Raw genomic sequence first — 25362 nt, forward strand, 5'->3', positions numbered from 1 at the left:
TTGGTTTCATAAAATTGTAACAAATTAACACATATAATAAAAAATATGGTAAAATGTATAAATGATATATAGTGCATTAATAGGGGGCAATAAAATTGAGCGAAAAAACAGTAAATAAGAAAAAGAAACCTAAAAAAAGAACAATAATTCTTTCGATAATATTTATATTGGTGTTTGCTATGGTTGGGATATCTGCAAGCTATTATAGTTATGTTAAAAGTAAGATATATACAGAATCTAATGAAATAAAAATTAAAACTGTTGATAAGAAAAGTGAAGATGAAGTTAATTATAAAGAAGTTGAAGGAATTACTAATGTATTGTTAGTTGGAACAGATGGTAGAGATGTAAATGAAAAAGCAAGAGCAGATTCTATTATAATTGCAACTTTAGATAATAATAATAAGGAAATAAGATTAACATCATTGTTTAGAGATACGTTAGTTGATATTGAAGGGTATGGACCGCATAAATTGAATGCAGCTATGGCCTTTGGGGGAATAGATTTATTAAAAGATACAATACAGGAAACATATGATATAAGCATAGATAAATATATAATAATAAACTTTTGGGGATTTGAGGCTATAATAGATCAAATAGGTGGATTAGAGATAGATGTTAAGGACTATCAATTAGATGAATTAAATAAGTATATAGGTGAATCTACAGGTGGAAATGATTGTCCCGTTACAGAATCAGGATTGCAATTATTAAATGGAAAGCAAGCTTTATCTTATTCAAGAATAAGAAAAGGTGTTGGGGATGAATTTGAAAGAACGGAAAGACAGCGAGAAGTATTATTTAAAATTGCAGAAAAATTAAGAGAAACAAACCCAATAAAATATTTAGGAATTGTAAATAGTATGCTTGATTATTTAAATACTAATATAGATCCCTTGGATGCATTAGATATGGCATATACAATTTATAAATTTCCTAGTTTAGATACGAAACAAATTCATATACCAGTTACGGAATTATCAGATGATATGAACTATGGTGGAGAAGTAGGTTGGGTATTTATAATGGATAGAAAGCAAAATACGCAAATTTTACATGATTTTATATTTAATGATATAGAGCCAGATGAAAGTCAATTCGATTATAGTTCATTAAGAGAAGCGCTTAGTGAATACAGAACTGGTGAGTGGATTGAAAATTACCAAGATGATTATGAAGATGATAAATCGAGCGCAAGTGTAAATAATCAAAAAGATGATGAAGATATAATCTATACAGGTGATTGGGAATAATTAAGAAGGAAAATTGTTTATAATTAATTTAATAATTATGGACAATTTTCTTTTAATAAATAATAGTGGTTTACAATAAATTAAAATATATTAATAAAATTGCATTTGATTGTAGATAAGTCATAAAAAATAGTATAAAATTAAATATATGTTCGGAAACGTTTCCGAAAATTATAGTAAATGAATGAACTTTATGGTGGGGAGAGAGAGTATAATGAGTACTAAATTAAATTTTAATAATGATTTTGATAAAATATATGGTTATGATGGAGATTTAGGAGCTATTTATTCTAAAGATAAATGTAAATTTATATTATGGGCGCCAACAGCAGAAAATGTTCAATTAGCATTGTATGGTGATAATGGATATGATTTTGATTGTGAAGCTAAAGAAGTTTATACAATGAGTAAAGGTATTAATGGGACTTGGATAGTTGAAATAAATGGTGATTTTAATGGACAATTTTATAATTATTTAATTAATATAAATGGAAAAATTAGTGAAGTTGTGGATCCATATGCAAAAGCAGTAGGGGTTAATGGTAATAGAGGTATGGTCATTGATTTAAATACCACTAATCCAGAAGGATGGGAAAAGGATACTAAACCAGAATTAAAAAGTGCTACAGATTCAATAATTTATGAAGCTCATGTAAGAGATTTATCAATTGATGAAACATCTGGAATAAGTAACGAATATAAAGGCAAATTTAAAGCCTTAACTATTTGGGATTCATGTATTCCTGGAACAACTGTTAAAACAGTAGTAAATCATATAAAGGATATGGGATTTACTCACATTCATTTATTACCGGCTTTTGACTTTGGATCTATAGATGAAAATAAATTAGAACAGCCTCAATTTAATTGGGGGTATGATCCTAAAAATTATAATGTTCCTGAGGGGTCTTATTCTACTAATCCTTATTTAGGGGATGTTAGGATAAAGGAATTTAAAGAAATGGTTAAAGCATTACATGAAGCAGGAATAAGAGTGGTTATGGATGTTGTATATAATCATACTTATAACTTAGACTCTTGTTTAAATAATGCTGTACCAGGATATTATTATAGACAAGACGAAAATGGTGAATATAGTGATGCATCAGCATGTGGTAATGAAACTGCTTCAGAAAGATATATGTTTAGAAGATATATGGTTGATTCTGTTGTTTATTGGGCTAAGGAATATCACATTGATGGATTTAGATTTGATTTAATGGGAATACATGATATAGAAACTATGAAATTGATTAGGGAAGAGTTAAATAAAATTGATTCATCAATAATTATGTATGGAGAAGGATGGACTGGGGGTTCGAGTCCTTTAAAAGAAGAATTAGCAGCTTTAAAGAAAAATACTTATAAATTTGATAAGTTACAAATAGCAGCTTTTAGTGATGATTGTAGGGATGGTGTTAAAGGTCACGTTTTTTATGATGAAGAAACTGGCTTTGTAAATGGGAAAGATGGACTTGAAGAAACAATTAAATTTGCTGTAGTTGCATCAACACATCACAAGGATATAGACAAGGAAAATATAGTTTATTCTAATGAGTTTTGGGCTAATGAGCCATATCAAACAATAAATTATGCTTCAGCTCATGATAACTATACTCTTTGGGATAAACTTCAGATATCTACACCTAACTGTACAGAAGAAGAATTAATTGCTATGAATAAATTAATAGCAGGAATTATACTTACGTCTCAAGGAATTAGTTTTGTGCATGCAGGAGAGGAAATGGCAAGAACAAAAGAAGATGAAGAAGGAAAATTAGTAGAAAATAGTTTTGAGTCATCAGACAAAGTAAATAAAATTTATTGGGACAGAAAAGTTAAATATAAGGATTTATTTGAATATTATAAGGGGTTAATATCATTAAGAAAAGAATATAAAGCATTTAGGATGAATACAAATGAAGAAATTAAAGAAAATATTCATTTCTTAAAAAAAGGTGTAAATTTTAGTGAAAATAATTTAGTAGCATATATTATTGATGCTAAAAATATAGATATTAAGTGTGAGAAAATTGCAGTTATTATTAATGCTAATAATAAGGATGTTGATGTAGAACTTGAGGAAAGTAATTGGCATGTTATGGTTGATGAAAAAACAGCAGGAAATGAAATTATTGAAACAATAAAAGATAGCAAAGTAAATGTTTCAAGAAAATCAATAAAGGTATTAATTAAATAGGATATTATTTTAAAAAAATAAGAATAAATTATATAGAATGCTTCTTTATTATTTATATAGTAGCATTCTATATATTATATTTAGGGAAAAAAGGAGTGAGATTTTATGGGAATGAACATGATTGTATATCAACTAGTTAACGAATTTAAGCGATTAAATGAAGTAGTTGCTATAGTATTAGCAGGTTCATGTGCAAGTGGAAGAAAGGACACTTATTCAGATATAGATATAGATATTATCATAGATAAAGAAATATCGATTAAGAAAAGGGAAGGTATTGCAAAGAAGTTTTCAGATTTAATGGAAATAAATAATACATTTTGGGGACCATCTGATGAATTTATAATTAGAAATTCATCAATAACGGTAGATATAGCATATTTTGAGTATGAATGGTTAGTTGATCAATTGAGAGATGTAGTTGATAATCATGTTGCACACATTGGATATACTACTTGTTTTTGGAATAATGTAATAAGCTCTTCTATAGTATATGATAGAGATAATAAGTTTAAAGATCTTCAAGAAAAATATACTATACCATATCCTGAAGAATTAAAGATAAATATAATAAAAAATAACTATCCAATTTTAAAAAATAATTTTTCAGCATACTATAATCAAATAGAAAAAGCGATAAACAGAAATGATATAGTAAATATAAATAACAGAATTTCAGCTTTTTTAGATAGCTATTTTGATATAATTTTTGCAATAAATGAAATACCACATCCAGGTGAAAAAAGGTTATTAAGTATTGTAGAAAAATCATGCGAAAAGTTGCCGGTTGATTTTGAAAGTAATATTAAGAAATTATTTGATAGTATAAGTAAGTGTGATATTAGTATATTGAGTAATATTGATAATATTGTAAAGCAGTTAGAAGTGATTTTAAAGGATGAAAAACTAATAAGTTAACTTGGAAATGTTTACACATGAAAGAGGAATTGGTATAATTAACTTTGAAATTGTTTTTAAAGAGGAGAGAAATATGGGAATTTTAAGAGAAGAAATGGAGAACAAAATTGATAATAAATCGATTTATATTTATACTTTAGAAAATAATATTTCAAAAGTTAGAATTACTAATTTCGGAGGTATAATTTTATCATTTGAAACAAGGGATAAAAATGGACAAAGTGATGATATTGTATTAGGATATGATAATTTTGAAGATTACAAAACAACTACAACATATTTGGGTGCTATAATTGGACGTTGTGCGAATAGAATAGCAAGTGCGTCTATAGACATTAATGGGGAAAAATATGAGTTAGCAAAAAATGATGGAAATAATCATCTTCATGGTGGAACTAAAGGATTTAATCGAGCAGTATGGGATTCTGAGATATTAGAAGATGATAATGGACAATATATAAAATTATCATATTTAAGCAAGGATGGGGAAGAAAATTATCCGGGAAATTTAAATGTTAATGTAGAGTATAGATTAACAGATGAAAATGAATTAGTTATTAATTATTTTGCAAAGAGTGATAAGGATACAATAGTAAATTTAACTAATCATTCATATTTTAATTTGAGTGGACATTCATCTGGAGATATTTTAAATCATAGAGTTAAGATTAATTCAAAAAAAATAACAGTATCAAATTCAGAAAGTATTCCAACAGGAGAAATAAGAGATATAATAGGAAGTCCTATGGATTTTACTGAATTTAAGTGTATTGGTAGAGATATTAATAAAGAATATGATCAATTAGTAAATGGTAATGGTTATGATCATAATTGGATTATAGATGATTATAATGGTGAACTAAAAAAGGTAGCAGAAGTTATAGATGATAATAGTGGAAGGGTATTAGAGGTATTTACAACTAAGCCAGGTATACAATTTTATACTGGAAATTTCCTGAATGAAAAAGAAGTGGGAAAAGGTGGGGTTAAATATAAAAAGAGACAAGGTTTATGTCTTGAAACTCAATATTTTCCGGATAGTTTACATCATAAAAACTTTACAAATGTAATATTAAATTCAGGAGAAGAATATAACCATACAACTATATACAAGGTTAGTACAAGATAAGAAAATAAAATAAATTTAAATGGCTCGTATAATAATTATACGAGCCATTTAAATTTATTTTTTATTTTTTTTACAGTTTTTACAGTAGCCATAAATTTCAAGTTTATGGTCAGTTACATCAAAATCCATATCATCTTTTAAATGTTTTTCATAAATGCATAAGGGACAATCGTTTAATGGAAAAACCTCTTTACACTGTTTGCATATTAAATGATGCATATGAGTTGAAGAGGTAATTTCATAAGAGGTTTTATTATCATCTCCTAATATACATTTAGATATAATGTTTTTATTTGATAAAGAATCAAGAATTTTGTAAATCGAAGATAAATTAATTGAAATTGAATTTTCTTTTAATTTTAGGTAAATTTCTTCAGCACTAATAGGCTGCTTACTTTCTACTATTATCCTAAGAACTGAAGTCCTATGTTTTGTAACCTTTAAACCATTTGATTTAAGGAGGTCACTAAAATTAATATCATTGTTCAATGTAATACCCCCATAAAAATGCTATATAAATTTACGTTTAGCAAGTAAAGTTATAAAGAATATAACTGATGCAACAAGAACTATAGTTGCACCTGTAACAGTATTAAGATAGTAAGATATTATTAGTCCAACAATTCCAGAAAAAATAGCAATCAATATTGAAAATAAATGATATTGACGAACGTTTTTTGAAATATTACGAGCAGCAGCTGCTGGTAAAACTAAAAGTGAATTTATAATTAATAAACCTACCCATCTTATAGTTATTGTTACAATAACAGCAATAGTACAAGTAAATATAATTTCTATTAATAATGTATTCATACCACGACTATTAGCAAGTGAGGTATTTAAGCTTGTAACAAGGAGTTTATTAAATATTAATACCCAAAGTGTAATTACAGCTATGAATACAAATATTAATAATACTATTTGCCCTTGAGAGATACTAAGTAAATCACCAACTAAATATGATGAAAATTTACTTAAACTACTTGAAAAACTCATAAGTACTAATCCTAAAGCAATAGACATAGAAGAGAATACCCCTATTATTGTATCGGTAGAAGAAGTTCCTTTATTTTTAATTACAGTTATTGCAATTGCAAAACAAACTGAAAATAAAGTAGCTCCCCACATAGGATCCATTCCACCTAAAAGTATACCAAGAGCTATTCCAGTAAATGCTCCATGTCCTAATGAATCTGCAAAAAAGGACATTTTATTACTTACAACCATCGTGCTTAATAAACCGAATAGTGGGGTAATAATTAAAATAGCTATAAAAGCATTTTTCATGAATGTATGAGAAAGCCACTGAAATGGTAAAAGAAAATCAATGGCATTATATAAACTGTCAAACATCTTTTAAAGTCCTCCTGTTTTAGATGAATCTTCATTTGAAGCATTAAATGATAATCCAAATATTTTTTTTGTAGCTGGATCATTAAATACTTGATTAGGAGTACCAGAACATACTACTGTACCGTTTATAAGTGCTACACGATCTGAATACTTATATACTAAATCTAAATCATGAGAAACTAAAATAATAGATAAATCATAATTCTTTTTAATATCTAGTAATATTTGATAAAATAAATCTAAACCATTTTGATCTACACCAGAAACAGGCTCATCAAGCAAAAGTATATTAGGAATAGGGTCTAATGCTAGTGCGAGTAAAACTCTTTGCAGTTCTCCTCCAGATAAAGCACCTAAACGTCTATCTATTAAATAGGGAACTTTAACTCTATTTAAACTTTCTAATACTTCTTCACGCAACTTTTTTTTAGGCTTAATCCATGAAGGTTTTGTTGTTTTACAACAGACAAATAAATCAAGCACGCTAATTGGTGTATTCTTATCAAAAGTTAAATATTGAGGTACATAGCCAATTATAGGTTGGTGATAAGTATTATCATTTTGACCAGTAAAGGTTAAGTTTCCAGTATGTTTAACTTCACCAAGTAAAGCTTTAAGAAGTGTACTTTTTCCAGCTCCATTAGGTCCAATAATGGAAGTAAGCTCTCCACAATGAATGTGGAGATTTACATCTTTAAGTATTTCATTATTACCAATAGTAACAGAAAAATTATCAATCTTTGTACAGCAAAAGTTATTACAGCTGTTATTTTTATTAAAGTTAGCTTTTTTTATCATTTTAACGCCTCTTTTAAAACATCAAGATTTTTTTGCATTTTATTTATATAATCATCATATGCATCAGAATTAGCATCCCCAGTTACTATAGGATCTAATTCATAAACTGTAGCTCCAGTTTCATTAGCTATAGTTTGTGCAACTTGAGATGAATATTGAGGTTCGGTAAATAGAGCCTTTATATTGTTTGCTTTTACAGTAGCAATTATATTTTCGATTTCCTTAGCAGATGGTTCAGAATCAGGTTCTATTTCTATAACACCAACAATATTTAAATTAAATTCTTCAGCAAAATATGGGAATGCTTCATGGAAAGTAATTATATCTCTGTTTGGTAAGCTATCTAATTCAGCATGCATTTCAGTTTTTAATGCCTCTAATTTAGAAACATAAGCATTAGTATTTGCTTCATAAGCATCTTTATTTTCAGGATCTAAATTTTCAAGTTGAGAAGCAATATTTTTTACTTCAGCTATATTACCTGAAACACTAACCCATATATGAGCATTGTATTCATGATCGTGGTCGTGGTTGTCATCAGCATCAGCATCGTGATCGTGGTCGTGGTCATCATCAGCATCATGATCATCATCATGACTATGTATATCATCTTCTAAAAGATTAAGTCCAGAACTAGCATCTATTATTTCAAGATTTGGATATTGAGAAATTATAGTATCTAAGAATGATTCCATTCCAGCGCCATTTATAATTAGAATATCAGCATTTTCTAGTGTTTTTAAATCTTGAGGTGTAAGCTGATAATCATGTAAACAACCAGTTTGAGATTTTGTCATATTTGTAAGTGTTACATTAGGAATATCCTTTACAATATTTAACGTTGATATATATATAGGATAGAATGATGTTACTATATTTAAAGTATCATCTTCGCTAGATTTATCAGAAACTTGAGTGTTATTACAACCTATAAATAATAATGAAGTTACTAATAATATTGATAATAGTTTTGGTATTTTAAATTTCATAATTTGTCCTCCTAAAGTCAAATGATAATAATTTGCAATTATAATATTAATTATACACTTTTTAGTTTAAATGTAAATTATAATTTTTTTTATTAAATTGATAGTATAATAAAAGTTTCGACAGTAAAATATAAAAATGCATAAAAAAATTCAAATATGAATAAAAAAGTATAAAAATAAAAAAATGTTCGTAAAAACTATTGGATTTTTAAAAAATTCTGTTATTATATATAAGGTAACTCATTCTTCAATTCGATGAATGAGTAAATTTGGAGAAGAAAATAAAATTTGAACTCTAATTTTAAAACAAAAGAAAAAGGTGATTTAATGAACAAGTTTTTAGATAATTACTTTAAACTTAAAGAAAACAATACAAATACAAAGCAAGAATTTATTGCAGGTATTACAACATTTATGACAATGGCATATATACTTGTAGTTAATCCAAGTATTTTATCAGCAGCTGGTATGGATTCTGGAGCTGTATTTACAGCAACAGCTTTATCATCTATAATTGCAACATTAGTGATGGGATTATATGCAAAATTACCATTTGCGTTAGCTCCTGGTATGGGATTAAATGCATTCTTTGCATATACTGTAGTTTTATCAATGGGATATTCATATCAATTTGCTTTAACAGCAGTATTATTAGAAGGAATAATTTTCTTATTATTAACAGCATTTAATGTAAGAGAAGCCATTGTTGATTCGATTCCAGTAAATATAAAAAGAGCTATTTCTGTTGGTATAGGATTATTCATAGCCTTACTAGGACTAGAAGGCGCAGGGATAGTTATTCATCCAGCAGATGGAGGGACAATAGTATCTTTAGGAAATATTACTTCAGGAACAGGACTTTTGGCAATTATAGGAATAGTAATTACAGGTATATTAGTTGCGAGAAAAGTTAAGGGGGCATTATTCTTAGGAATGATAATAACTGCTATAATAGGTATACCTATGGGAGTAGTAAATCTTCCAGATAAGATTTTTAGTATGCCACCATCAATAAGTTCAACATTTATGCAGTTTGAATGGCATAATATTTTTTCTTGGGATATGGTAATAGTATTATTTACTTTATTATTTATGGATATGTTTGATACTATAGGAACTTTAGTTGGAGTTGCAACTAAAGCAAATATGTTAGATAAAAATGGGAAAGTACCAAATATTAAGAAGGCGTTATTTGCAGATGCAATAGGAACAACTGTTGGTGCATGTCTTGGAACAAGTACAGTTAGTACTTTTGTTGAAAGTGCATCAGGTGTTGCAGAAGGAGGAAGAACTGGATTAACAGCAGTATCTACAGCGTTTATGTTCTTCTTAGCATTATTCCTATCACCAATATTTGGAGTGTTTACTTCAGCAGTTACAGCTTCAGTTTTAGTTATAGTTGGATTATTTATGATAGAAAATATAAAAGAATTAGATTTAGAAGATTATACTGAAGCAATTCCAGCATTCTTGACAATAATAATGATGCCATTTGCATATTCAATTTCAGATGGTATAGTATTTGGGGTTGTATCATATATACTATTAAAGTTATTTACAGGTAGATGGAAAGAAGTTACTTGGCCAACAGTAATGGTTGGAGTAATATTTGTATTAAAATTCATATTTATATAAAAAGTTTAGTTTAAAACAAATTAGGGCAAAGGCTCACTTGATAAATTATCGAGTGAGCCTTTGCCTTTGCACATTTTTTTTATTATAAAATATAGTATAAGAGTAGTTTTAAAATTTCTTTATTACAGATAATAATGATTCTAAAGAAGTAGATAAAGTATTTATGTCCTCATCATTTAAAGAAGAAAGTTTTTCTTTGATTATTTCTTTAACATAATCTTGAGTTTCTTTTAAGAATTCTAGGGCTTTTGGCGTAGTTTGTATTAATATAACTCTTCTATCAGTAGGATCATAGTCTCTTGTAACAAGACCTTCTTCAACTAATTTATCGATTACAGGAGTCATATTAGGTTTAGAAATACAAAGTTCTTTAGCCATTTTAGAAATTGATATTGGTCCATGGTGTATTAAATAAAATAATACCTTTATATGTGAATGCGGAACATTAAATTTTTTTGTAAGAACAGTAGGATTAAAAATATGTCTATTTAGAGATAATAATAGTAGATATAGATTATCAGATATTTCGTTTAAATATAAAGTAGTCATTTTAGCCTCCTTACAATAATAACTGATAATATTATAATCTATAAAAAAACAGTTTACAATACATAGTTATATAAATATAACTATTATAAAATGATAATTATTGTGTTGACAGATAATAGTTATAAAAATATAATTATTATAAAAATAGAAATATATTAATTTAAATAAGGAGAAGAGAGCTTATGCTTAATTTATTAAAACATCTAAAGCCTTTTGTTGGGTCAATGATACTTGCAGTAGCATTATTATTTGTTCAAGCTATATGTGACTTATCATTACCAGACTATATGTCGGATATAGTCAATGTGGGAATACAACAAGGTGGAGTAGAAAATGCTGTTCCTAAAGTTATTAAATCATCAGAAATGAAAAAGTTATTTATTTTCATGGATGATAATCAAAAGACAGTCGTAGATGATAATTATATTTTATTAGATAAAGATAATCTTACTACTGATGAGTATAATAAATATCTAAAAAACTATCCGGAACTAGAAAATGAAAGTATTTATAAGTTAAATACTAAAGAGAAAGAAAAACTAGATAAGTTAAACAACATATTTGGAAAACCAATGCTTATTGTTTCAATGTTAGAATCTAAAGGGTTAAGTGGAGTTCCAGGTATTGATGGCATGGCTACACAAGGTATGGATTTATCTACTATGGATCCTTTTGAAGTGTTAAATATGATGCCTCAAGATCAAATTGATAGTATGTTATCAAATGTTGATGAAAAATTAGCTGATATGCCTGAAAGTATGATAACTCAATCAGCTACTAGCTATGTAAAAGAACAATATAAAGATATTGGTATTAATACTGACAAGCTTCAATCTAATTATGTAATCGTAGCTGGAGTAAAAATGGTTGGTATTGCATTAATTAGTATGGTAGCAACAGTGTTTGTAAGCTTTATAGCTGCAAGAGTTGGTGCTGCATTAGGTAGAAATTTAAGAAAAGATGTATTTAATAAAGTTGTTGGTTTCTCAAATACGGAATTTGATGAATTTTCAACAGCATCACTTATTACTAGAACAACTAATGATATACAACAAATTATTATGCTTGTTGTAATGGGATTAAGAATTGTATTCTATGCACCTATATTAGGTATTGGTGGCGTTATTAAGGTTATTAATACTGGAGCATCAATGGGATGGGTAATTGGAGTTGCAGTAATATCGATATTACTTTTAGTAATTGTATTATTTACCTTTGCTATGCCGAAATTTAAAAGTGTACAAAAACTTGTTGATAGATTAAATCTTGTTACAAGAGAAAGTTTAACTGGTATGCTTGTTATACGTGCTTTTAGTACTCAAAAGTATGAAGAAGATAAATTTGAAGTTGCAAATAAGAACTTAACAAAAACAAACCTTTTTGTTAATAGAATTATGACAACAATGATGCCATTAATGATGTTTATAATGAATGCTATAACATTATTAATAGTATGGGTTGGAGCGCATAGAATTGATGAAGGTATTATGCAAGTTGGTACAATGATGGCATTCATGCAATATGCTATGCAAATAATTATGGCATTCTTAATGATATCAATGGTTTCAGTTATTTTGCCAAGAGCTATGGTTTCAGCTCAACGTGTATCTGAAGTTTTAAATGTTGATGTAGTAGTTAAAGATTCTGATAATTTACAAACATTTAACCATGATGAAAAAGGAACTATTGAATTTAAGAATGTTTCATTCAGATATCCTGGAGCTGATGAGGATGTAATAAGTAATGTTAGTTTCAAAGCTCTTCCAGGAGAAACTACTGCATTTATTGGTAGCACAGGTAGTGGTAAATCTACATTGATCAATTTAATACCTCGTTTCTATGATGCAACTGAAGGTGAAATATTAATTGATGGCGTAAATATAAAAAATGTATCTCAATATGATTTAAGAGAAAAGATAGGATTTATCCCTCAAAAAGGACTTTTATTCTCAGGTACAATTGAAAGTAACTTAAAATATGGTGGAGATCATATAAGTGATGAAGATATGATAAAAGCATCTGAAATTGCTCAAGCAATGGAATTTATAAATAGTAAAGAAGAGAAATTTAATACAGAAATTGCTCAAGGCGGTACAAATGTTTCAGGTGGTCAAAAGCAAAGATTAGCAATTGCACGTGCTATAGCTAAAAAACCAGAAGTATTTATATTTGATGATAGTTTCTCAGCATTAGATTTTAAGACAGATGCTAAGCTTAGAAAAGCAATAAATACTGAGTTAAGAGAAAGTACACTTTTAATTGTTGCTCAAAGAATAAGTACTATAATGAATGCAAATCAAATTATAGTTCTTGATGAAGGTAAGGTTGTTGGTAAAGGAACTCATAAAGAGCTTATGAAAAACTGTGAAGTTTATCAACAAATAGCTCTATCACAACTTTCAAAGGAGGAGCTTTCAAATGAGTAAGCACAGAATGAGAGGCCCAATGGGTGGAGGTCCGATGGGTGGAATGGGAAAAGGTGGCGAAAAGGCTAAAGATTTTAAAAAGACTATGAAGACTCTTGCAAAATATCTAAAGCCTTATAGTTTATCTATAATAATTGTTATAATATTTGCTATTGGTTCTGCTGCATTTTCAATTGTAGGACCAAAGATATTAGGAGAAGCAACTACAGAAATATTTAATGGATTAGTTAAAAAAGTTACAACTACTAATGCTGAAGGAATTAACTTTACTCGTATAGGTGAAATTATTTTATTCTTAGTAGGATTATATTTAATTAGTGTAATTTTCTCGTTGATACAAGGATGGGTAATGTCAGGAGTTGCTCAAAAAGTATCTTATAATATGAGAAAAGAAATCTCTGAAAAAATTAATAGAATGCCACTTAAATATTTTGATACTAAAACACATGGAGAAGTATTATCAAGGGTGACAAATGATGTTGATACAGTGAGTCAAACTTTAAACCAAAGTTTATCACAAATGTTAACAGCGGCAACTACACTTATTGGTGTACTTATAATGATGTTTTCAATAAACTGGATAATGACATTAGCTTCATTAATTGTAATTCCAGTTTCTGCAGGATTAATTGCTGTTGTTGTTAAAAAATCTCAAAAGTATTTTAAGACTCAACAAGAGTATTTAGGATATGTTAATGGTCAAGTTGAAGAAGTTTATTCTGGTCATAATGTAATGAAGGCATTTAACGCAGAAGAAAGAGAAATAAATAAATTTACTGAACTTAATGATACACTTTATAATAGTGCTTGGAAATCACAATTTTTATCAGGTATGATGATGCCTATAATGACTTTTGTAGGTAACTTAGGATATGTTATAGTATCAATACTTGGTGGATGGTTAGCTATAAAAGATGTTATTCAAGTTGGTGATATTTTATCTTTTGTTCAATATATTAGATCATTTATGCAACCAATAAGTCAAACTGCACAAATAGCAAATGTACTTCAATCAACTGCCGCAGCTGCTGAAAGAGTATTTGAATTCTTAGATGAAGAAGAAGAATGTTTAGATGTTGAAAATCCAGTAAGCACTGATAATATAGAAGGAAAAGTTGATTTTAAGGATGTTCACTTTGGATACAATCCAGAAAGAACAATAATTAATGACTTTACAGCACATATAAAACCTGGTCAAAGAGTTGCAATAGTAGGTCCAACTGGTGCTGGTAAGACAACAATGGTTAAACTTCTTATGAGATTCTATGATGTTAATGACGGAGCTATTTTAATTGATGGTCATAATATTAAAGACTTCAAAAGAAATGACTTAAGAAAAATGTTTGGTATGGTTCTTCAAGATACATGGTTATTTAATGGAACTATAATGGATAACTTACGTTATGGTAGATTAGATGCTACAGATGAAGAAGTTAAAGAAGCCGCAAAAGCAGCACATGTTCATAGCTTTATAAAAACATTACCTCATGGGTATGATATGGAATTGAATGAAGAAGCAAGTAACGTATCACAAGGACAAAAGCAATTATTAACTATTGCTCGTGCAATATTAGCAGATCCTAAGATATTAATCCTTGATGAAGCTACAAGCTCGGTTGATACAAGAACTGAAGTGTTAATTCAAAAGGCAATGGATAACTTAATGCATGGAAGAACAAGCTTTATAATTGCTCATAGACTTTCTACAATTAGGGATGCTGATTTGATTTTAGTTATGAAGGATGGAGATATAGTAGAGCAAGGAAACCATGAAGAGTTATTAGCTAAGGGTGGATTCTATGCAAATCTTTATAACAGTCAATTTGAAAATGCAGAAGCATAGATTAAAATATTATATTATTTAAGAGGGAAACTCCAATTTACTGGAGTTTCCTTTTTAGCATAACCTTATTTTTAAACCAGGTTTTAAAACATCTAAGTTAGATATATTATTAATTTTAATTAATTCTTCAATGGATAAACCAAACATAGATGCTATTTCCTTTAATGAATCTCCCTCTTTTAATAGATATATTCCTGAAGAATATATCTGAAGAACTTCATGCTTGTTAATAATGTTTGGATTTTCAATATTATTTAACTTGGCAAGTTTTAAATAGCTTATATTAAATTTTTTTGAAATATCAATAAGCGTATCATTATCCTTCACAACATATGTGAAAGGATATTTACAGTTTTCTATTTTCCAGTTTTGAATTGTAAGGTTATGAGATAATGGAGAAATGTTAAAAGTTTTTTTTATAGGCATGCCTTCAATACTAATTGAAATATTATCAGTATTATAGAAATCTTTTAGTGTATTATAAATTGAATAATAAAATAAAGTATTATATTCTGAATTATTATTTAAATTAAGCAATATATCCTTAGAAAAATCTATACTAACAGAATTATTATTTAAATTATAATTCATTTTATTAATTACAGTATTTCTATTAATTAGTGGTAATAATCCTTTAGGCGAAGATTCGAACTCTTTAGAAAAAACTATTGAAGGGTCATCATTAGTATTAAAAATTATAGGTTTTTCAACAGACCAAATAGTATTTAGATTTTTATCAGGATAATAAAATTTTATTTTTTTTAAATAAGGAGTATCTTCTAAGATATCTTCTAATTCAAAGAAAAGAAATCCTTTTTTCTTGATATAGTAAATGCTTTTTACTAAACCTATACCTAGTACATAATAGTTTATTGAAAATTGAGAATTGTTTTTTGCTGTTGTAACAACTTCTATGGCTGAATCATAAAGCTTAAATTGGGTTTGGACCTTCACATCGATATTTGTAATACAGCGTTTGCTACCATCAGATAAAATCCAAATATTATCTTTAGAGATAGGATCTTTTATCAAATAGTTATTTATACAACCTGTATGAGTTGTAAAGTCTTGACGATATAATGATTTGCCTGTATAGTAGCAAAGTTTAATACCATCAGGAGTGTATTCATAAACATTAACAAAAGAATTTATACCATTATCAAATTTAATTTGAATTTTATCATTATTAATATATTCAATATATCTTTTAAAGGTAAAAGTATCATTGTTTATTCCTTTATAGATATAAATTGAATTTGATTTAGGTGGAAGATAGTCTTTTGATTGTATTATCATAGTTACTCACCTCGTAATCATTTGTGTAATAATTTTTTTGATTGTTATTATAGTATATGAATTTGATAACAGCTGTGATTAAAGGCTTATATAAGTTTTTTGGTTATAAAAATTTGAATAAACTCATTATTTATCTTTACTAGTATAAATAAGTATTAAAAAATAAATTTTAATTTTATTTATAGTAAAAAAAGCTACTGCTAATAGTTATTAGCAATAGCTTACTAAATATGTTAAATACTAAAAATCTCTTTCTAACATACTGATTTTTTGAGGATCTTCAAAATCTTTTAATGATGTAATTCCTATCTTTTCTAATACGTCATCAAGGATTTTGCTATGAACAGCAACTTTGATTGAAGCATCATAAGCAAATTTATCAACTGCTTTTTTTGCATCATCAGGAGGTACTAGAATTTTAGGACCGCCAACACAACCGCCAACGCAGCCCATTCCTTCAAGGAAACTTGCATCTAATTCTCCTTTCATTGCTTTATCAAGAGCTTCTTTACATTCCTTTACTCCTTCTACTTTTTTAGCTTTAAAGTACTTAATCTTATCAGGATATAATTCTTCTACAGCTTCTGAAACTGCAATTGAGACACCACCAGTTCTAGCATATAGTCTTCCGCCTCTTGAAGTATATTCTATAGAAGGGATTCCTTTTAAATCTCTTGGATGGAAATCAAATGCTTTAAATATATCATTTAACTCTTGGAAAGTTAGTACGAAATCAATAGCATCTGCAACATCTGGAGCTTTAGCTTCAGCTTTTTTTGCAATACATGGACCTATAAATACAACTTTTGCATCTTTATTAAGGGCCTTTATCACTCTTCCGGCTGCGATCATAGGTGATACAGAAGGAGACAGATTAGGAATTAAATCTTTGTAAACTTTTTTTAGCATTCCAACCCACATTGGGCAACAACAAGATGTAATCATTAAGTCCTTTGGACTTTTAACATGTTTATTAAATTCTACAGCTTCTTTAATTGTTAGCATATCAGCAGCAAAAGCTACTTCAATCATATCTGTAAAGCCTATTTTTATAAAGGCAGCTCTTAACTGATCCATAGTAACATCTTCACCAAATTGTCCCATGATAGCAGGGGCAACAGCTGCTATGACTGTTTTATTATTTTTTATTAAATCCATAATAGGTAAAAATTCAGTTTTATCTAAAATACGTCCATCTTTACAAGAGTCAACGCAAATTCCACAATCAATACAAATATCTTTATCAATGACTGTTGTTTTATTTTTATTATCGTAAACTATGGCATTAAAGGGACAGGCTTTTTGGCAACTGTAAACATTGTTTTTATCTGGTTTGCAAGTTGCACCAGAACATTCAAGTTTTTCAACTATTTTTTTATTAACATTATATTCGGTAATTGCCTTTTTTAAATTATAAACATAATTATTATCAAATTTAATATCAACACCACATAAAGAAGTTATTATTGCAAAGGTTTCTTGTGGAGACTTTTCGTGACAAGTGATTATTTTATTTAATGTTTCATCAAAATTTCCATCATAATAGGATTTGATTAATATATCAAATAAATCAACATATTTATTATTCATAATATACCTCCCAAAAATAAATAATGTTTGTATATTTTAGTATTTCTCTTTATAGATAAAAATAAACAGATAAAGCTTATAAAATAAAACGATTTTTTAATAGTATGAAAATTATTCGAAATATAGTATAATTTTAACTAAATATGATGAAAAAGAGGGAAAAATGAAGAATATATTTACTAAAATTGGAATTATATATTTAATAATATTATTATGCAACAAATGTATAAATATATATGCTTTTGATAAAAATAGTATAAATTTTGAAAGTATAACTATAGATGACGGTTTATCCCAATCCTTAGTTGAATATATATACCAAGATAGTTTTGGTTATATATGGATAGGAACTAATGATGGTTTAAACAGATATAATGGAAATGATATTAAAGTATATAAAAATATTAAAAATGATACTAATAGTATTAGTAATAATATGATTAGTTCTATTGTAGAAGATAGTGAGCAAAACTTATGGATAGGTACTGATGGAGGATTAAATAAATTAAATTTAGTTACTGGTGATATAACGAGGTATTTAGTGTCGGACGAAGATAAAAGTATATCTAATACAGTTGTTGATGAAGTATTTATAGATTCGAAAGGAAGACTTTGGGTTTGCACTATTAATGGACTAAATTTATATGATAAAAAGAATGATAAATTTATAAAAGTAGCTACAGAGTATTTAGAAAATAAAGGGCTTCAAGATATTACTGAAGATCATGAAGGGAATATTTGGGTTTCTACAAGAGAAGGATTATATAAATATAATCCTAATAATAAATCTGTAGAAGAATTTTTACATGATGAAAATAACAAGGATACAATTAGTGAGAATAATATATTTTCTATATATTATAGTGAAAAAAAACTATGGATTGGAACTAAAACAGGTGGCCTAAATGTTATGAACTTAGAAGATAATAGTATAAAGGTATATACTAATAATCCTGATGATCCAAATTCCATTCCTAGTAATTTTATAAGAGATATACTTATAGATAGAAATGGGTATATGTGGTTAGCTACAGATCAAGGTTTAGCTTTGTTTGATCAACAATATGATAAGTTTTATACATTTAAGAATAATTTAGGTAAATATAGTATTTGTGATGATAATACTATTAGTTTATATGAAGATAAATTAGGGGTAATATGGGTAGGTACATTTAATGGAGTAAGTAAGTTCTTACCAAACAAAGATTTTAAAGTTTATAGAAATAATTCAAGCGATAGTAATTCATTAAGTAGTAGCAGTGTTTGTGGGATATATGAAGATAGTGAAGGTATGTTATGGGTTGGAACATTTAATGCTGGAATAAATAAAATAAATAAAGCTGATGATGAAGTAACTAGATATTATAGTGATCTTAATAACAATAATTCATTAAGTAGTAATAGAATAAAAGACATAACTGGAATAGATAATGAAATTTGGATTGCTACTGATAATGGATTAAATAAGTATGATAAAAGTAATGATAAATTTACTATTTATAAAAAAACAGATGATGAGAATAGTATTGTAAATAATGAAATAAGAGTATTATATATTGATAAAGCAGGAATACTTTGGATAGGTACTAGAGGGGGAATATGTACCTTTGATAGAAAAGGAAATTTTACTTCATATAATGAAATATTAGAGCAAAATGGGATATATGAAAAAACTATTAGTGCTATATATGAAGATAATGAAGGAACAATGTGGTTTGGGCTTGGAAATGAAGGAGGATTAGTAAGATATAATAAGGAAACAGGCGAGATTAAGAATTATTTAGCTGATGATAATAATATTAATTCATTGAGTTTTAATAATGTAAGAGCTATAGCAGAAGATAGTTCGGGTTATATATGGATAGGCACACAAAGTGGGTTAAATAGATTTGATAAGCAAAGAGAAGAATTTACAACATATACGTATAGTGATGGTTTATCTAATGATTTTATTTATGGTGTAATAGTAGATGATAATGATAATGTATGGGTTAGTACTAACTATGGAATATCTATGTATGACCAAAAAGAAGATAAATTTATAAGGTATTACGAAGTTGATGGACTAGCTACCAATGAATACAATGGATTTTCATATCATAAAAATTCACAGGGAAATATATATTTTGGAGGAGTAAATGGATTAACTGAATTTAATCCATTAGATATTAAGATAAAAATGAATACTAGCAATGTAATAGTTGATAGTATAAAGACAAGTGCAGGAATAGAGGTAAATGAAAAAGATAATATTGTTTTAGAGTATGATTCTAGAGAGTTATATATTAAGTTTTTTGTTCCGGAATATAAAAATATAAGCCAAATGCAATATGCATATAAGCTTGAAGGAATGGATGATGAATGGACATTTTCTGGTAATGAAAATTACGCAAGATATGCAAGCCTAGCGCCAGGGAAATATAAAATGCTTATAGCTGGAAGAAATTATAATGGTGTTTGGTCCGATGTGTTAGAGATAAATATTAAGGTGAAGAATTCGATTTGGAGAACACCAATAGCATATTGTACATATATAATTATAATACTAATTATAATATATATATATTATAATCAGGTAAAAATATTAGATGCATTAGTAAGGCAGAGAACTCAAGAACTAAATGATAAATTAAATGAAAATAAGAAATTATATGAAAGACTTATAGAGTTAGAAAAATATAAGAATAATTATTTTGTTAATTTATCTCATGAACTTAGAACACCATTAAATGTTATTTTATCTATAGAACAATTAATAAGTTCATTAACTAAATCTGGAGTTCAAATATCTATTGAGAAAATGGATACATATATGAGTACTTTAAAGGGAAATTCTCAGAGGCTTTTAAATTTAATTAATAATATTATTGATACATCTAAGATAGATTCTGGGTTTTATAGATTGGATAAGGAAGAGGTAAATATAGTAACACTTGTTGAAGATACTGCTTTATCAATGGTTGAACTTGCGGAAGTTAAAGGCCTAGAAATTATAATTGATCCAGAAATAGAAGAGTTATTTATAAATTGTGATAAATTAGATATAGAAAGATGTATAATAAACTTAATTGGAAATGCTATTAAATTTACTGACGTGGGTGGCACTATAACCGTTAGTATTTGTGAATTAGAAGGAAAAGTTAAAATAGGGGTTAAAGATACTGGAATAGGCATAGATGAAAAGTATCATAAGAATATTTTTGATAGATTCGGTCAGGTTAATAGTGTGTCTTCTGAGGTATTTGGAGGTAGTGGATTAGGATTAACTTTAACTAAGAATTTAATTAATCTTCATGGAGGAGAAATTACTGTAATTAGTGAAATTGGAAAAGGAAGTGAGTTTATTATTATATTGCCTATACAAGAGTAAAAAGGAATGCATTATATGGAGAGTATAATTAAAATAATAAAAAAAAATCAATTATTTATTGGATTAAGTGATGAGAACATAAGAAATGTTTTAAAGGAAATAAAGTATTATATAAAGTCTTATAGTAAAGGTGAAATAATTGCACATGAGGATGATGAGTGTGGAAGTTTAGCTTTGGTCTTAGATGGGGTTGTAGAAATACAAAGACTATATTCTAACGGCAAATACATAGTATTAAATAGATTAGATGAAGGAGATGTGTTTGGAGAAGCATTAGTATTTTCAAAAGCAAAAACTTATCCAGCTACTGTTATTGCTTTAAGTGAATGTAAGATACTTTTTATAAATAAAAATGATGTTTTAAAGATATGCTCAAATGAAGAAAAGGTATTAGAAAATTTTGTTTCTTTATTGAGTAATAAAGTTTTTATTTTAAATTCGAAAATAAAGAGTATATCCTTTAAAAGCATAAGACAAAAGGTCATTAATTATATTTTGAATGAAGTAAAAGAACAAAAAAGTAGTTCTATTATATTGAAAAACACAAAAGAAGAAATAGCAGCGTTATTAGGAGTTCCAAGACCATCCTTATCAAGAGAATTGATTAATTTAAGAGATATGAATTATATTGAATTTAATAGAAAAGTAATAAAAGTATTAGATATTGAAGGTTTAGAGGAAGAATTATTTATGTAAAAAAAAAAAGAATTCGTAACAAGTGTTACGGATTCTTTTTTTATATAGATATAGAATAAGTACATGAGGTTAAGAAATATATTTCAAAAGGAGATTTTTAAATATGCAAAATAAGATGTTTTGTTTTCAATGTCAAGAAACAGCAGGATGTAGTGGATGTACTAAATTTGGTGTGTGTGGAAAAAGTCCAGAGCTTGCAAATATGCAAGATTTATTAATATATGTTACTAAGGGATTATCAGAAGTAACAACAAGATTAAGAAAAGAAGGAAAGAAAATAGATAAAGAATTAAATCACTTTATTACATTAAATTTATTTACAACTATAACAAATGCTAATTTTGATAATGAAGTATTTTATAGTAGAGTTAAGGAAACTTTAAGAATAAAGGCTGAATTAATGGCTAAATTAGATAATAAAGAAGGTTTATCAGAGGTAGCTTTATGGGACGCTTCTTCAAATGAAGAAATGGACAAAAAAACAGGTATTTTAGAAAAGATTAAAGGTATTGTAGGCGTAAATAAGGAAGTTAAGTCATTAAATTTAATATTAGAAGAAAAGTCAAATAGTGATGAAGTTGGTGTTCTTGCAACAAAAGATGAGGATATAAGATCATTAAGAGAACTTATAACTTATGGATTAAAGGGATTATCAGCATATTCAAAGCATGCTAATGCTTTAGGGTATGATAATGAAGAAATAGATACATTTATGCAAGAAACTTTAGCTAAATTAGTAGATGACACTTTAACTGTAGATGAGTTAATTGCTTTAACATTAGAAACAGGTAAAGTAGGGGTTGATGGTATGGCATTGTTAGATACTGCTAATACTAAGACTTATGGTAATCCCGAAATAACTAAAGTAAATATAGGAGTAGGTAAGAATCCAGGAATTTTAGTATCTGGACATGATTTAAAGGATATAGAGCAATTGTTAATTCAAACTGAAGGAACTGGTGTAGATGTTTATACTCATTCAGAAATGCTACCAGCTCATTATTATCCAAATTTAAAGAAGTACAAGCACTTAGTAGGTAACTATGGTAATGCATGGTGGAAGCAAAGAGAAGAATTTGAAAGCTTTAACGGACCAATATTAATGACTACTAACTGTATAGTACCACCAAAGAATGAAAGCTATAAATCAAGAATGTATACAACAGGAGCAGCAGGATTTGAAGGTTGCGTTCATATTGAGGCTGATGAAAATGGTAAAAAAGATTTCACTGCAATAATTGAACAAGCTAAGAAGTGTAAATCTCCAACAGAAATAGAACAAGGTGAAATCATTGGTGGATTTGCTCATGCACAAGTTTTAGCGTTAGCAGATCAAGTTGTTGAAGCTGTTAAAACAGGAGCCATAAAGAAATTCTTTGTAATGGCTGGATGTGACGGAAGAGCTAAATCAAGAAATTACTATACTGATTTTGCAAAGGCTTTACCAAAAGATACAGTAATATTAACTGCAGGTTGTGCTAAATATAAATATAATAAATTAGATCTTGGTGATATAAATGGAATTCCAAGAGTTTTAGATGCAGGACAATGTAATGATTCATATTCATTAGCATTAATAGCATTAAAATTAAAAGAGGTATTTGAGTTAGAAGATATTAATGAATTACCAATAGCATTTAATATTGCTTGGTATGAACAAAAGGCGGTAATTGTATTATTATCATTATTATACCTTGGCGTAAAGAATATTCATTTAGGACCAACACTTCCAGCATTCCTTTCACCAAATGTAGCAAAAGTTTTAGTTGAAAACTTTGGAATTGGTGGAATAACTAATGTAGAAGATGATATGAAAATGTTCTTAAGCTAATAATATTAAAAATGATAGAAGTTTAATAAAGTTATAAGAAATTCCTAGAAGTATTATTTTACATAAATTACTTCTGGGAATTTTCTGATTTTGTAAGGAAATTAATAAGAAGGTTAAGTGATTATAATGATAAATTGATAGTTATAATTACATTTCTTTATTGAAATTTACTAGCTTTTTTTAGGTTAAGAGCAAGTTTTATAAATTTATAATTTATCATGTATTATGTGGAGTAAAGTGTGATTATTAATAGTTGATTTGTGTATATTATAGTAGGTAAGTAAAAAATAAGTTAAGTTTTTTATTTAATGAATTAAGAAAATAACATAAAGAGGGAGGAAAAATGTTATGTATAAAAGTAGGATAAGATCATTTGGGAAATGCGTTATGTATGCGGCAATACTAATTGCAGTATTAATTCTTACTGCATTGGTAATTACTAAAATTGCAATGTGTCCATTAAATGATGCACTTTTTATGGAAGGAATACTTTTTATCATGTTAGGAGTTTTTTCTTCTATAGGAGGGAATCCTATTGGATTATCATTTCAAGTAATGGAACAAAACAATGCACAATACTTAGCTAAGGTTGATAATGAAAACTTTGAACTAGAAAAGAAAAATGAAGAATCACCAAAAATAGAAACAACTATAAGTATAAGTACAACAATGATTTCTTTAGTTATTGCAGGAGTAGTATGTATATTAATTAATTGTATAATTTAACAATAGTAAACGTTTACCGAGGCTTTAAATAAATAAAAAGTTCCTAGAATATTTACCGGGGGATGGTATCTTCTAGGAATTTTTTGTATTAGGGGAAATTTTTTTGTTTCACTTTATGTATTTAGTATAATATTTAAATTTGTCAATTGTGTTTCAATTTGGTGAAAATAATATGATTTAAATTTACATAGGAATTTTTTGTTGGGTAATAATGTAAAGTGATTTATAATAATGTTATATTAATTAATATAAAAAAGAGGAGATTATTCCATGAGGAATTTAGTTGTGTTTTATTCATTAGAAGGAAATACAAGGTTAATTGCAGAATCAATAGCAAAGGCTATAAATGCAGATGTATTAGAACTAAAAACAAAAAAGAAGTATAGTGATAAAGGTTTTAAAAAATATTTCTGGGGAGGAAAAAGTGTAATTTTTAAAGAAAAACCAGAACTTTTGTATTTAGATAAAGATATTAATCAATATGATAATATTTTTATTGGAACACCTATATGGGTAGGAACTTATGCACCACCGCTTAATACATTTTTAAAAAATAATAAAATTGAAAAAAAGAATATTGGATTATTTGCATGTCATGGTGGGGGAGGAGCAACTAAATTTTTTAATAATATAAAAAAAGAAATTCCTAATAATAAGTTTATAGGAGAAATTGATTTTATGGAGCCTCTTAAAAATAATAAAGAGGAAGATGTTAGAAAAGCAATAATGTGGGTAAAAGAACTAATAGGTTAGCGGA

19 protein-coding genes are annotated in these 25362 nt (G+C 27.5%); 12 read left to right on the forward strand and 7 right to left on the reverse strand.

Going from position 1 to position 25362, the window contains the following annotated elements:
* Positions 1-95 precede the first annotated feature (95 nt).
* The 4 genes from ABUA17_RS01130 (at position 96) to ABUA17_RS01145 (ending at position 5503) form a co-directional block, all read left to right on the forward strand.
* Positions 96-1256, forward strand: a complete 1161-nt coding sequence (locus ABUA17_RS01130; protein WP_055274796.1) for an LCP family protein — start codon at positions 96-98, stop codon at positions 1254-1256.
* 214 nt (positions 1257-1470) lie between these two features.
* Positions 1471-3456 carry a type I pullulanase gene (gene pulA / locus ABUA17_RS01135; RefSeq protein WP_055274799.1) on the forward strand — a complete coding sequence of 662 codons (1986 nt, stop codon included), beginning with the start codon at positions 1471-1473 and terminating at the stop codon, positions 3454-3456.
* Between the two features lie 105 nt (positions 3457-3561).
* Positions 3562-4374, forward strand: coding sequence for a nucleotidyltransferase domain-containing protein (locus ABUA17_RS01140; protein WP_042394565.1), 813 nt, complete (start codon positions 3562-3564; stop codon positions 4372-4374).
* Between the two features lie 73 nt (positions 4375-4447).
* On the forward strand, positions 4448-5503 hold the full coding sequence (locus ABUA17_RS01145) for an aldose epimerase family protein (protein ID WP_042394740.1): 1056 nt from the start codon (positions 4448-4450) through the stop codon (positions 5501-5503).
* Positions 5504-5557: 54 nt separating this feature from the next.
* Here the strand turns inward: ABUA17_RS01145 and ABUA17_RS01150 are convergent, their stop codons facing one another.
* Genes ABUA17_RS01150 through ABUA17_RS01165 form a run of 4 tightly spaced genes read right to left on the reverse strand, consistent with a single transcriptional unit; the run spans position 5558 to position 8643 of the window.
* The gene (locus ABUA17_RS01150; protein WP_042394560.1) at positions 5558-5992 is read right to left on the reverse strand and encodes a Fur family transcriptional regulator; all 435 of its coding nucleotides are present in this window, start codon (positions 5990-5992) and stop codon (positions 5558-5560) included.
* A 21-nt stretch (positions 5993-6013) separates the two neighbouring features.
* Positions 6014-6856, reverse strand: a complete 843-nt coding sequence (locus tag ABUA17_RS01155; protein WP_042394558.1) for a metal ABC transporter permease — start codon at positions 6854-6856, stop codon at positions 6014-6016.
* 3 nt (positions 6857-6859) lie between these two features.
* Entirely contained in the window at positions 6860-7654 is a 795-nt protein-coding gene (locus tag ABUA17_RS01160; protein WP_042394555.1) for a metal ABC transporter ATP-binding protein, read from the reverse strand.
* Positions 7651-8643, reverse strand: coding sequence for a metal ABC transporter substrate-binding protein (locus tag ABUA17_RS01165; protein WP_055291418.1), 993 nt, complete (start codon positions 8641-8643; stop codon positions 7651-7653). Before ABUA17_RS01165 ends, ABUA17_RS01160 begins: the two co-directional genes overlap by 4 nt.
* Before the next feature lie 327 nt (positions 8644-8970).
* Between ABUA17_RS01165 and ABUA17_RS01170 the strand changes: the two genes are divergently transcribed.
* Entirely contained in the window at positions 8971-10278 is a 1308-nt protein-coding gene (locus tag ABUA17_RS01170; RefSeq protein WP_042394737.1) for an NCS2 family permease, read from the forward strand.
* Positions 10279-10386: 108 nt separating this feature from the next.
* Here the strand turns inward: ABUA17_RS01170 and ABUA17_RS01175 are convergent, their stop codons facing one another.
* A complete protein-coding gene (locus tag ABUA17_RS01175; RefSeq protein ID WP_042394551.1) occupies positions 10387-10827 on the reverse strand; it encodes a MarR family transcriptional regulator in 441 nt (146 codons plus the stop codon).
* A 182-nt stretch (positions 10828-11009) separates the two neighbouring features.
* Here ABUA17_RS01175 and ABUA17_RS01180 point away from each other — a divergent pair, with 182 nt between their 5' ends.
* Both ABUA17_RS01180 and ABUA17_RS01185 read left to right on the forward strand, forming a co-directional pair.
* Positions 11010-13253 carry an ABC transporter transmembrane domain-containing protein gene (locus ABUA17_RS01180; protein WP_349817943.1) on the forward strand — a complete coding sequence of 748 codons (2244 nt, stop codon included), beginning with the start codon at positions 11010-11012 and terminating at the stop codon, positions 13251-13253.
* Entirely contained in the window at positions 13246-15096 is a 1851-nt protein-coding gene (locus tag ABUA17_RS01185) for an ABC transporter ATP-binding protein (RefSeq protein ID WP_055274805.1), read from the forward strand. Before ABUA17_RS01180 ends, ABUA17_RS01185 begins: the two co-directional genes overlap by 8 nt.
* A gap of 54 nt (positions 15097-15150) precedes the next feature.
* Here the strand turns inward: ABUA17_RS01185 and ABUA17_RS01190 are convergent, their stop codons facing one another.
* Complete coding sequence (locus tag ABUA17_RS01190) at positions 15151-16392, reverse strand: LysM peptidoglycan-binding domain-containing protein (protein ID WP_042394544.1); 1242 nt, start codon at positions 16390-16392, stop codon at positions 15151-15153.
* 240 nt (positions 16393-16632) lie between these two features.
* Positions 16633-17982, reverse strand: a complete 1350-nt coding sequence (locus ABUA17_RS01195) for a [Fe-Fe] hydrogenase large subunit C-terminal domain-containing protein (protein ID WP_042394542.1) — start codon at positions 17980-17982, stop codon at positions 16633-16635.
* A 163-nt stretch (positions 17983-18145) separates the two neighbouring features.
* On the opposite strand from ABUA17_RS01195, the gene ABUA17_RS01200 reads away from it, so the two are divergent.
* The 5 genes from ABUA17_RS01200 to ABUA17_RS01220 all read left to right on the forward strand — a co-directional run bounded on the left by ABUA17_RS01200 (position 18146) and on the right by ABUA17_RS01220 (position 25358).
* Positions 18146-21352: a ligand-binding sensor domain-containing protein gene (locus ABUA17_RS01200; RefSeq protein WP_055274808.1), complete on the forward strand. Its 3207-nt coding sequence runs from the start codon at positions 18146-18148 to the stop codon at positions 21350-21352.
* Positions 21353-21367: 15 nt separating this feature from the next.
* Positions 21368-22048 carry a Crp/Fnr family transcriptional regulator gene (locus tag ABUA17_RS01205; RefSeq protein WP_055274810.1) on the forward strand — a complete coding sequence of 227 codons (681 nt, stop codon included), beginning with the start codon at positions 21368-21370 and terminating at the stop codon, positions 22046-22048.
* A gap of 103 nt (positions 22049-22151) precedes the next feature.
* Positions 22152-23879 (forward strand): hydroxylamine reductase, encoded by a 1728-nt coding sequence (hcp, locus tag ABUA17_RS01210; RefSeq protein ID WP_055274812.1) that lies wholly within the window; start codon positions 22152-22154, stop codon positions 23877-23879.
* Between the two features lie 348 nt (positions 23880-24227).
* Positions 24228-24605 (forward strand): hypothetical protein, encoded by a 378-nt coding sequence (locus tag ABUA17_RS01215; RefSeq protein WP_042394531.1) that lies wholly within the window; start codon positions 24228-24230, stop codon positions 24603-24605.
* 270 nt (positions 24606-24875) lie between these two features.
* Complete coding sequence (locus ABUA17_RS01220) at positions 24876-25358, forward strand: flavodoxin family protein (RefSeq protein WP_055274814.1); 483 nt, start codon at positions 24876-24878, stop codon at positions 25356-25358.
* Positions 25359-25362 lie beyond the last annotated feature (4 nt).

Source organism: Clostridium sp. RTP31139st1_H3_RTP31139_211217 (assembly GCF_040227035.1).
Lineage (GTDB): Bacteria > Bacillota > Clostridia > Clostridiales > Clostridiaceae > Clostridium > Clostridium saudiense.